Source organism: Pseudoalteromonas sp. NBT06-2, assembly GCF_002276045.1.
Classification (GTDB): domain Bacteria; phylum Pseudomonadota; class Gammaproteobacteria; order Enterobacterales; family Alteromonadaceae; genus Pseudoalteromonas.
Window position 1 is genome coordinate 57,209 of record NZ_NQMR01000035.1, and the last position, 12,074, is coordinate 69,282.

Below are 12,074 nucleotides of genomic sequence, written 5' to 3' on the forward strand. Positions count from 1 at the left end.
CATACCAATTTCATTGAATATTTTAAGCATAAAAATCAACTCCACCAAGTTTATTTCCTGCGACTTTCACTGTGGCGAGTACTTCATCATTTTCTATTGAGTTTGACTGTGACGCATTTTGGTTGCTATTTAAACTCTCTTGCTCATCTTTTCCTTGTTGTTGCTCAATATTACTCTCACCTAAATCAATTCCTTGCTCGGCTAGCATCTCCCTCAATTTAGGAAGTGATTCCTCCAGTAACTCTTTAGCTTGTTGGTTTTGCACTGAAAAGTTAATTTGTGCTTGCTCTGCATCCGTTCGGACTCTAATAATCATACTGCCTAATTCTGGTGGATCTAAACGAATATCAGCTTGAGGGTTATGTTGACTTAACATAAATGTTACGCGTTCATTAAGTAGTTTTGCAGCATCTGAACGCGCGATATTAATTGGTTGTTGTAATAGTTTATCACTCTCTAATTTAGCGTTTAATGATGTACTTGTCTGAGTTACAGCGATTGAATTAGTGAAATCAGTGACAGGATCTGACTCTAATCCAGTGCTTGACTGCGGCTCTAATTGCCGAATAATGTCATTAAATGTTGTATTTACTTGAATTTTAGTGATTGGAGTGGCAACTAACGATTCCGTATTTTTTCCTGAGTTTATAGTTTCTTTAGTGATTTCAACATTTGATTTTATATTCTCTAATATTTCATCTTCAATTATTAAATCTCGATTTTCTGAAATAACTGCTCTTTTAAAATTATCATTATTATTATTTTTTCCCAAAGCTAAGTTTTGTTCTGGTTTTTTAGGTGATGGGCTAGTAGTTTCTTTTTGTATAATAGTTTCGTCTTGCTCAGTAATCGATGTGTCCATAGCTTTAATTACAGTTTCAAGGCCTAACGGTACTTCATTAACTAACTCATTTTCTTGCTTTTTAATGTTTATATTTAAAGTTTCTATTCTAACCGTATTATCTGCTTTAGTTTCATCTTTAGCGATTAATTCATCGACTTGTAATAAAATAGAGTTGAGTTTCTCTATCTCATTTACAATATCGGTTGTCATTTTTCGTTTTCCTAATTCACTTAAAGCGGATTCTAAACTAAGTTTTAATTGTGACTTTTGCTCTGTAGAAAGTTCAGGTAAAACTTGCTTCAATTGATTTACCACTGAAGTATTTAGTTTTACCTGTGGTAATTCTGTGGCATTACGAATAACTTTATGGCTTACTTCAATTTCACTTTTAAGACTATTTAATTGCGCTATTTCTGCTTTTCCTAATTTTTCTGCTTGTTCTCCACTGATGTTGTTATCAGTTTTTACAATAATACTTGAAATATCTTTAGAATTCTCATTCTGATTTGATTCATCAATTGCTTGATCTGAGTTCAACTTAATATTTTTAAACTCAAAACCATCGCTAAGCGTTTCATCCGAAACCATTAAACTCATTTTGTTTGATGCTTGTATTTGAGATAATAATGAATCATCTGAATTATTCATTTTTTCGATATTTTCTGATTTACCATCAAGTAATATTGATTTATTCAGCAATTCATCGCTCATTAAAGTATCAACATTTTGATTTTTTTTATCACCTTCAATCACTATATCAAGATTTGAAGTATCTATATCTGAAAAGCTTGGCAATTTATTGCCACTTTTTTTATTATTAATATTTCTTACTTCAGCCGCAAATAAAGAAAGCGTAGCAGGGTCTTCCATATCATTAATTTGAGAGCTAAACATAGATGAAAATAAGCCTTCACCATCTTTATCATTGCTCTTTTCATTTATAGAACTTTGTTTTAAAAGTGTATTATTCGAACTTGGAATTAGTTGGTCTATATTTACCATCTTTACCTCATTTATAAATCGCAGTTCTTCAACGAATATGGTTTATATCTCATTAGAGCTTTTCAAAAAGTACTTTATATTTAAAAGCAATAACTAAGCCAGAGTGTGGTTTGAAGTGTTTATAATTGTTTTTGGCGTTGTATAAATTGATTAGTTGTAAATTCATCTAAACTCATTTGTTCTGCTTTATTTCTCTTGTGCAATAACTGATTACTCTTTTTCTCTATCAGTTTTTCTATTGATTTAGCTTTTATTTGTTGCTCTAGCCAAATTCCTTTTCTTTGTGCTACAACTTGTTTGGCTGTATTTATTACTTGGATTTGTTGATCCATTGCATTTTCAATTTTAGATATAAACGACTGATAATGACTGTAATTGGCACCTGTAAGCCCCGTTTCTCCCCTAGTTTGTAGTTGCTTCATATAATCAAATTTAAATTCAGATAAACCATTTAATTTATCTTGGTTATCATTCAAGTATTGTTGCGATTTCATATATTCAAGGCGCAACTTCTCTTCTTTATCTGAAGTTACTTTTAAAACTAATTTTAGTTGTTTTAATGCCATTAGTTTTCCTTAAAAATTAAGCCTGACCTAACAATAGCGCTAATCCTTGTAATCCTTCATCATATGGTATGACATCCGTCATACCTTGTTGTAGAAATTGATTCACATCGGGGATCATTGAAATTGCCTTATCTAAAACCGGATCTGTTCCCTTTTGGTAAGCTCCCAAAGTGATCATATCTTTATTTTGTTGATACATAGAATAAACTTGTTTTATCACTCTTGCTTGTTGCATATGAGCTTGAGAAACAACTTGCGGCATAACACGACTAATAGACTTTTCTATATCTATAGCCGGATAGTGGCCACTATCCGCAAGCTCTCGAGACAATACAATATGACCATCTAATATCGCCCTTGCGGCATCAGCTATTGGGTCTTGCATATCATCACCTTCCGATAAAACAGTAAAAAAGGCGGTAATGGAACCTTGCCCTTCACCACCATTACCTGCACGTTCAATTAAAGCGGGTAATTTTGCAAAAACAGAAGGTGGATAGCCTTTTGTTGCAGGTGGCTCCCCAATAGCTAAGGCTATTTCTCTTTGTGCCATGGCATATCGCGTTACAGAATCAAGTAAAAGTAAAACATTTAACCCTTGATCTCTAAAATATTCTGCAATTGTTACTGCAGTTTCACACCCTTTAAGCCTCATCAACGGAGAAGAATCTGCCGGGGCTGCAACAACAACGGAGCGTTTACGTCCCTCTTCACCTAAAATTTCTTCAATAAACTCTTTAACTTCTCGACCACGCTCCCCCACTAAACCAACAACAGTCACATCTGCAGTTGATCCCCGGGTCATCATGCCTAGTAGTACTGATTTTCCTACACCACTACCGGCAAACAAGCCCATTCTTTGCCCTTGCCCAACTGTAATGACTGAATTTATTGCACGAACGCCAACATCCATAGGCTGTGAAATAGAACGTCTTGATAAAGGATTAATTTGATTTTGAGCAAACTTTAATTTTTTTTCACTAACAACTGGTCCCAACCCATCTAAAGGGCGACCTAAGCCATCTACAACACGACCTAAAAGCCCCATACCAACGGGAAGACCTTGCTCTTTCACTTGTGGGATAACTCTTGCGCCAGGTAACATACCGGAAATTGCATCATTAGGCATAAGGTATAAAGTATCACCATTAAAACCTATTACTTCCGCATCAACCATACCATGGAGGGTTTCAATCTGGCAGTGACTGCCTATAGACGCTTTTACACCTCGCGCTTCAAGGGTTAAACCAACTACACGCGTTAAACTTCCTGCAATTGCTGGAGGTACTTTTTGTATATTTTTTTTATAAGATGCTAACTTATCGGCCAAGCCAATTGATTGCATTGATTACCTCAGGTTTTCAAAAGTGCAATTATTCTTCGGTCGTTGAGTTATCAATGCCTGAAGAATGTAAAAAGCCATTTAATGTATCAGATATTCTACTTTGTAAGCTAAAGTCTATTGATGAATTATTGGCATTAACAATACATCCACCTAATTCTAGACTTGGCTCAGATTTTAAACGCCAACCTCTTTTATCTATCTCATCTTCTCCATAACTATTGACTATATTTTCAAAATCATCAGGGTGAAGCTGAATTTCACATTGTTGTTGAGTTAAAGGTAATGCATCCATACAGTGTTTTAAAGTTGAAAGAATCGCTTTAGGGTTAGTTTTTACTTCAGTATAAATAACGGCTTCGGCTAACATGGTTGAGATAGCTATTAATTGCTTTTCTGCCGCATCATCATAATGACGCAGAGGGGTATTTAAAGCATTAAATAAAGTTTCTAGTTGCTGTAATTTTTCGTCAATAGTTGGTTGAGCAAGCTCGATTCCTTGCTCTTTACCTTGGATTAATCCTTCTTCAAAACCTGACTGAATCCCTTGTGTCTTTCCTTCTTCAAGACCAACAGGGTACCCTTCTTCTTTTCCTTGATTAAAACCTTCTTCAAAAGCGGCTTGTCGGATATCTTCCAATTCTTGCAAAGTCATAGGCGCTACAACTTGCTCCTCCTCAGTCTGATCTTCAATTATATCAGCTTGTTTTGCTGGAGGGTTATATAAGTCTTCCAATGATGTTCCCATTGCCGTTGAGCGACCTGAAAAATCTTGCAGCTTATTTTCATCACTCACCTCAGGTGCTGACCAGTTTTTTAATAACTCCCTGACAGCATCTTCAGATTGGATTGGGTGACCATTACGATATTTGCCTAACTTCATTTATTTATGAGGCTCCTCGCCTAAATATCTAATTATAAGAATTCTTCGCCGCCGCCGCCGCCGAGCATAATTTCGCCTGCATCAGCTAGCCTTCTTGACACTGCTAAAATTTCTTTTTGCGCGGCTTCCACTTCACTGATACGAACTGGACCCATTGCTTCTAAGTCATCCGCAAGCATTTCCGCTGCTCGTTTAGACATATTTTTAAGTATTTTATCTTTAAGTCCTTCATCGGCCCCTTTAATAGCTTTCATCAGAACATCTTGCTGTACATCACGTAAAATAGCCTGAATACCACGATCATCAACATCAATAAGATTATCAAATACAAACATTAAATCTTGAATTTGTTGAGACATATCTTCATCATGCTCACGTATTGAGTCCATCAATTGACCTTCTATACTGGTATCAAGGTAATTCATGATATCAGCAGCTGCTTTTAAACCGCCCATTTTAGCTGCTTGTGCACCTGCTTGTCCTGCGAATTGTTTTTCCATTATTTCATTTAATTCTTGCAGTGCTGCTGGCTGTACTTCTTCTAAATTAGCAATACGCATAGTGAGATCTAAGCGTACCTTCTCAGGAAATTGCGCTACAATTTCAGCTGATTGCTCAGGATCTAAGTAAGATAATACAATTGTTTGTATTTGTGGATGCTCATTTCTAATGATATTTGCAACTTGTTTTGAATCCATCCATTTTAATGAATCTAAACCCTTTGCGCCGGACCCCATAATAATTTGATCTATTATATTAGCTGCTTTTTCTTCACCTAATGCTGCTGTTAATGCTTTTTTGATGAAGTCTTCAGATTGGAAGCCTATGTTACTAAAGCTTTGGATCTGATCGATAAAAAGTTTATGTACCGCTGTAATTTTATCTTGGCTTAAGTCAGCTAATCCAGCCATTGCCATGCCTACTTTTTGTACCTGCTTAGGCTCTAAGTTCTTTAAAATTTGGGCTGCATCTTCTTCAGACAAGCTCAGTAATAAAATTGATGCTTTTTCTACGCCATCAAGTTTATCAACATCAAAACCCGCACTTACTTCTTGTGTTTCTTCATCAGTCATCTTCGGTCAACCACGCTTTAACTACTTGAGAGGATAATTCAGGTTCATTTGCAACTAGCGCTCTAACAGCTTTCAATAAGTCTTCATCACCATGTAAATCAGGTAATTGTAAAGTACCGTCTGGTGCAAAACCGACTGCCGATTCATCAAACTCTTGGGATAACATATCTATTGTACTATCACCTAAATCAACACCTGAGCTTAAAGAGTCTTCATCATATTCTTCGAGTGTATCATCAGGGTTAATTAGTTTCTTCAACATCGGGCGAACAACAGCTAAAATCAATACAATAATTACAATTGCACCTAGGGCTAAGCGAATCACTTTAATAAACCAAGGTTGTTCCCATATAGGTAACTCAACTACTTCAGATGTCGCTGCTTTTACAAATGGCACAGTAACAACTTCTAAAACATCTCCGCGCTGCATGTTAAAGCCAACTCCACCTTGTAGTAAACGACGAATATTAGCTAACTCTTGTTGAGTACGTGGTACTTCTGATGTTGCTCCTTCAGCATTGGTTGTTGACTTATAATCAATTGCAACTGCTACGCTTATTCTACGTATTACTCCTGTTTGCTGTCTTTTATGAGATATCGTTGTATCTAGCTCATAATTACGTGTTGCTTCTTTATGATTTCGACTCGGAGCACTTGTATTCGCATTTCCCCCAACTGCTTTTTCAGGTATATCAGAGTTAACAGGCGGTTGATTAGACAAAGCACCCGGTATACCTACCGCTAATCCTCCTATATTATTCTCTTCTATTGTCATTTCACTGCGAATTGCAGGTAAATCAGGATTAAAGCGCTTTTGCGTTTCTTCAGTTGAGCTAAAATCCATCATTAAATCAACTTGAGCTGTGTAACTGCCGAGCCCTACAACTGGAATAAGAATAGTATCGATTTTTTCTAAATATGCTTGTTCTCTCTTAACTTCAATATCATATTCTTTACGAGAACGTGCTGATAATGAACTTTGAGAACCCGAATTTAATAATCGCCCATTCTGATCTGTTACCGTCACTCTAGATGGTTCTAAACCTTGTACTGCTGATGCAATAATATCAACGATTGCATTAACTTCTTCACCTCGTAAAATACGTCCACGTTTGAGTGTTAGAACAACAGTCGCTGATGGTTTTTTCTCTAATCTAGCAAATACATTTTCTTTTGGAATAGCTAAAAGTACTTTAGCCCTGTTTATATTTCTAAGTTCTTCTATTGTGCGTGCTAATTGCTGCTCTCTACCATGCTTTAAACGTTCGCGCTCTAGCCTTTGGCTCACACCAAAACCCATATCTTGCATTAAAATATCAGTACCTGAGTTAGGCTCTTGTTCAAGGCCTTCTCTTTGCATTAATAACTTAATAGATTGATAATCATTTTCGGGCACTAAGACAATATTTCCATCAAGTTTATAATCAATTTTTTGCGCATCTAAAAAATCTAATGTTTGAATTAATTCATTGGTAGGCATTTTGCCTAATGGACGCATATCCGGTTGACGCGCCAAAATAATAATAAAAACAGCAATTGCTAAACAGATAGTCAGAGCAATAATTAAAGTAACTTGACGTAAAACATCAACACCACTGAGTGCACTTAAAAAACCTGATTTTTGCTCTTGACCCACATCTGATACGCCGCCTGTATCTAAAGTGCCACCAGCATCTGGAATTGAGAGATCTGTACTCTGATTACCTTGGTTCAAAATAACTCCATAGCCTGTATTTTATAGCCATATTTATCATATTTTACTGCATGTGAATGCTTTAACACCATTTTATCACTTATAGTGTGTTAGTGTGTTTATTATTGCATTAAACAGGCATATTCATTATATCTTTGTATGCTTCTACCAGTTTATTTCGAACTTGAACTGTTGCTTCAAATGCCACTGATGACTTTTGTGATGCTATCATAGCTTCTGCAAGAGACACACGCCTATCACCCATTTCAACAGCCGTTACTTTATCTTTCGCATCCGCTTGTAAGCCTGCAACATTATCAATTGCACTCTGTAATAGATCACCAAACTCAGCACTAGAAGCACCTTGAATGGGTAACTTATTTTGTGTTTTTGTTCCCGCCTCAATTGACATAGACTGCATTTCTTGCAATATAGAATTCGCTGGTATTTTCATTATTTTCTCATTACTTATGTTCACTATAAATAAAACAAAGCAATATTCTTGCCAATAAATTAATAGTCTTTTACTTCAGTTGGTTACGCTGTTTTTAGTAGGTTTATCTTTAATGTCATATTTTTGACATAGCAAGATAAGCAATTGATAAGTAGTATATTTATTTTATAATTCTGAACAAGAAAAAGAAGGCAAATAAATATTAGCCTTCTTTATATATTAATTGAATAATTAAGCGGGCACTTGAATACCCAAATCTCTCATTTTTGCCAATTTATAACGTAAAGTTCTAGGGCTAATACCTAGCTTTTCAGCTACATCTTTACGACGACCATGGCAAGATTCTAAAGTCTCTAAAATAATTTTATTTTCTTGATCTTTTAATTCATTTTTGAAACTTGACTCACTCGCAGCTGGGTCTTGATTTTGAGACGCTGTAATTGTAACTTCTTGTACAACCTCTTCTACTACCTTACTTTCATTACTTGTTGGCCGTATCCGTTCTAAAAAAACTTCATTTTCATCAATTACATCGCTTGACTGTAAGATCAAAGCACGCTGAATCACATTATCTAACTCTCTCACATTACCAGCCCAAGAATGCTGATATAACTTATTTTTTGCTGCATCAGTCAAACTTGGTTTTATTTGACCAGCTCTTTCGCAATGCCTTGCAATTAAATGCTCAGCCAAAGGCAATATATCATCAGGCCTATCTTTAAGCGCTAACCACTGCAATGGAAATACATTTAAACGGTAGTATAAATCTTCTCTAAATTTACCTTCTGTAACCGCCATTTGTAAATCTCGATTACTGGTGGCTAATACTCTCACATCAAGTTTAATTATTTTACGACTTCCTAATCTTTCAACTTCACGCTCTTGCAATACACGTAATAGCTTCGCTTGTAAGCTTAAATCCATTTCCGTAATTTCATCAAGCAATATAGTGCCTTTTTGTGCTTGTTCGAATTTACCAGGGCAAGCAGCTATCGCACCTGTAAACGCGCCCTTTTCATAGCCAAATAATGTCGCTTCTAGCATGTTTTCAGGGATAGCAGCACAATTGATAGCAATAAAAGGAGATTCAGCACGATCTGAATGATCATGAATATACCTAGCTAACACCTCTTTACCTGAACCACTCGGCCCTAATACCATAACACTCGCTTGAGATTTAGCGACTTTTTGAGCTAGGTCTAATAATGCTAAACTTTGCTTATCAGCAACAATTGGCCCATCTGTTTCTTTTTCTTTTTCAGGTAAATAACGACTCACCATATTGAGTAGTACCTGAGGTGCAAAAGGTTTAGCCATATAATCAATCGCACCTAAGCGCATAGCCTCAACAGCATCATCTATCGTTGCATAAGCGGTCATCATGAGTACAGGTAAATCTGGTTGATTTAACTTAATGCTTTTAAGTAAATCTATGCCTGATAAAGCGCCCATTTGCACATCACTCACAACTAAAGATACTTTTTCTTTTTTAAGTATCATGATAGCTTGTTCAGCACTATCGGCTTCAATGCAATCTATACCAGCAAGTTGTAATGTATCAATTAATGCTTCACGTAAACCTGCATCATCTTCAACTACTAATATTTTATTCTCGTTCATGATTTCTCCAAAACCCTTTTGTTAATTTCGGATTGTATTGAAATTAGTGTTGTTGAAACTATAGAAATTGCCTCTATTAACATTTTAAAATCTGTTCATTAGTTTCAATTTTTCACACTTCATTTTTCTCTTTTTTTAACTTTCACTATGATGTTATTTACAGCTCATGTAAGAAAATCGGTAAGTGAATATTAAACGCAGCGCCTTCAATTTGATCTTGCATTAAACTCACCTTACCTTGATGACTATTAGCAACAGCATTTACAACGGCTAAACCTAAACCTGTACCTTGGCTTTTTGTTGTAAAAAACGGTTCAAATATCTTACTTACTAATTCTTTTGGTACACCAGGGCCATTATCAGATACGCATATGCAAACCATATCTTTTTCAATTTCATCTCGCTTTACTGATAATAAAACTTTAACACCAGAGCCTTTTACTTGAATACTATTATGAATTAAGTTTGCGATTGCACTGGCTAAAGCTGTTTTATTGCCGGTAATTTCAATATCAGGCTCGGGTAATTCAATATTCAATTCTCCATTATGTTGTACAACCATAGCTTCAGAGTTGGCTTTTACTTCTGTCAAAAGTTGTTGCATAGAGACTTTTTCAACAACTTGTTGCTCGCCACTTTTAGCAAATAGCAGCATATCATTAACCTGTGTTTCAAGGTCTTGCAATCGTGACATCAGTTTTGAATGAAATTTGTCTCTAGCATGAGTTTTTAAATTTTGATTGCCTAGGTGATCTGCATACAACATAGCGGCTGAAAGCGGCGTACGTACTTGATGTGCTAACGATGCGACCATTTTACCTAATGCACCTAGCCTTTGCATATGCGCTAAACGCGTTTGCAATAAACGTGTTTCAGTCAAATCAGTCATTAAAATTAACTGACCTGGCTCAGGAGATAAAGCTGAAATATTTAACTTAACTTTACGACCATCTTTTAATGACACTTCATGGCCATCATCTTGTTTAGGACAAAATGATCTTTGAATTATCGTTAACCATTTCTCACCTTCTAAAGGTTCGCTAAGCATATCAATGGCGATTTGATTTGCACGGGCGATCATGCCTCTGCCATCAAGAACAATTACACCAGCAGGTAAAGTATCTACTAAGTGATTAAGCCAGCTTGACTGCTGCCTTAATTCATTTAATTCACCCAAATATGACTCTTGCATTAAACAAGGGTTATATTGCGAACTTGTATAATCATTTTTTAATACCTGCGCTAGAGCCATAACTTTAAACCTGACAAAATAAAAATCTACATTGATTAAAGCAGAGATCGTGCCAATAAAAAAACAATAAAAACAAAGAATTAAAACAACAAGGAGTTAAGTCAATAAAATGGCGTTAGATATATCTAATCTAAATTCAGTTTAATAAATACTTCTCTAGCAGCTATTTTTACTTACTTCTGCGTTAAATTCACTTGCAATAGGTTAGATTTAAGTATGCCTGATGATGTTCAATATCATGATGAAGAATAGGGTGTGCCATTATTTAATGATCAAAAACTATTGGCTAAATGTTTAAAAAGAGAGATTTTCAGTTTTTAGGTCTTACTAACATATATGCAGGCTTGCGGCATGTTCAATGAGCATAGTTTTCATTGTCATAGGAGAGCGGCTATTATTTAAACCTATAAGAACCGCTATAAATAGCCCTTCTTTATTACTGAATTAAAAAAACTAATCTTTAGTTAAATTATACTTTTTCATTTTTTCAACTAACGTAGTGCGTCTAACACCTAATATTTCAGCAGCCCTGGCAACAACAAAATCATGACGTTCCAAAGCTTGTGTTATCAGGCTGACTTCCAATTCACCTAAATAATCTTTAAGTTGAATGCCCTCATCAGGTAATAATCCCATAATATTTTCATGTTGTTCAAAGTCTTGTTCATCATCCTCATATACATTATCGTCAGAAAAGCCAGAACCAAATATATCATTTAATGCTTGGCGCTCTAAAATTTCTTCAGGATATTCAGGCACAAAAGCATCAACTTCTAAATGTTGGTATTTTTTAGGTAAGTCTTGTGCATCAACCACTTTGTCAGGAAACATGATCACCATTCTCTCAACTAAATTCGCCAACTCTCTAACATTACCTGGCCAATTATGCTCTTTTAAATTCTCTAAAGCTTGCTCTGTAAATTTGGCCGAGTTCCCACCTTGTTCAGTATTTCTTCTCATTAACTCTTTGAGTAATAATGGGATATCTTCTCGTCTTTCTCGTAAAGCAGGATTTTCAATAGGAAAAACGTTTAACCTGTAATACAAGTCTTCTCTAAATGTTCCTAGTTGGATCATGTCATCTAAATTTCTATGGGTAGCAGCAATGACACGTACATCAGCTGAAATCGCTTTTGTGCCACCTACTCTTTCATATGTACGTTCTTGCAATACACGTAATAACTTAACTTGCATTTGCAACGGCATATCACCAATTTCATCCAGAAATAAAGTACCGCCTTGCGCCAATTCAAAACGACCTTTTCGTGTAGATATTGCTCCGGTAAAAGCGCCTTTTTCATGACCAAATAATTCACTTTCTAGGAGTTCGGCAGGAATTGCACCA

At 35.7% G+C, this 12,074-nt stretch carries 10 protein-coding genes; all 10 read right to left on the reverse strand.

Annotated elements, in window-relative coordinates; genetic code table 11:
* Positions 1-22: 22 nt before the first annotated feature.
* Complete coding sequence (locus CJF42_RS09505) at positions 23-1,846, reverse strand: flagellar hook-length control protein FliK (protein ID WP_095366459.1); 1,824 nt, start codon at positions 1,844-1,846, stop codon at positions 23-25.
* A 119-nt stretch (positions 1,847-1,965) separates the two neighbouring features.
* Positions 1,966-2,412: a flagellar export protein FliJ gene (gene fliJ, locus CJF42_RS09510; protein ID WP_095366460.1), complete on the reverse strand. Its 447-nt coding sequence runs from the start codon at positions 2,410-2,412 to the stop codon at positions 1,966-1,968.
* Between the two features lie 16 nt (positions 2,413-2,428).
* The gene (fliI, locus tag CJF42_RS09515; protein WP_095366461.1) at positions 2,429-3,757 is read right to left on the reverse strand and encodes a flagellar protein export ATPase FliI; all 1,329 of its coding nucleotides are present in this window, start codon (positions 3,755-3,757) and stop codon (positions 2,429-2,431) included.
* 28 nt (positions 3,758-3,785) lie between these two features.
* Complete coding sequence (fliH, locus tag CJF42_RS09520) at positions 3,786-4,637, reverse strand: flagellar assembly protein FliH (RefSeq protein WP_095366462.1); 852 nt, start codon at positions 4,635-4,637, stop codon at positions 3,786-3,788.
* A gap of 32 nt (positions 4,638-4,669) precedes the next feature.
* Positions 4,670-5,710: a flagellar motor switch protein FliG gene (gene fliG, locus CJF42_RS09525; protein ID WP_095366463.1), complete on the reverse strand. Its 1,041-nt coding sequence runs from the start codon at positions 5,708-5,710 to the stop codon at positions 4,670-4,672.
* Positions 5,703-7,424 (reverse strand): flagellar basal-body MS-ring/collar protein FliF, encoded by a 1,722-nt coding sequence (fliF, locus tag CJF42_RS09530; RefSeq protein ID WP_095366464.1) that lies wholly within the window; start codon positions 7,422-7,424, stop codon positions 5,703-5,705. The genes fliG and fliF overlap by 8 nt, the downstream gene beginning before the upstream one ends.
* Positions 7,425-7,533: 109 nt before the next feature.
* Positions 7,534-7,857: a flagellar hook-basal body complex protein FliE gene (gene fliE, locus CJF42_RS09535; RefSeq protein ID WP_095366465.1), complete on the reverse strand. Its 324-nt coding sequence runs from the start codon at positions 7,855-7,857 to the stop codon at positions 7,534-7,536.
* A gap of 231 nt (positions 7,858-8,088) precedes the next feature.
* Entirely contained in the window at positions 8,089-9,477 is a 1,389-nt protein-coding gene (locus tag CJF42_RS09540; RefSeq protein ID WP_095366466.1) for a sigma-54-dependent transcriptional regulator, read from the reverse strand.
* A 157-nt stretch (positions 9,478-9,634) separates the two neighbouring features.
* Positions 9,635-10,729 (reverse strand): sensor histidine kinase, encoded by a 1,095-nt coding sequence (locus CJF42_RS09545; protein ID WP_095366467.1) that lies wholly within the window; start codon positions 10,727-10,729, stop codon positions 9,635-9,637.
* A gap of 453 nt (positions 10,730-11,182) precedes the next feature.
* Positions 11,183-12,074, reverse strand: an 892-nt coding sequence (locus CJF42_RS09550) for a sigma 54-interacting transcriptional regulator (RefSeq protein WP_141235522.1), incomplete at its 5' end; no start/stop codon positions are given.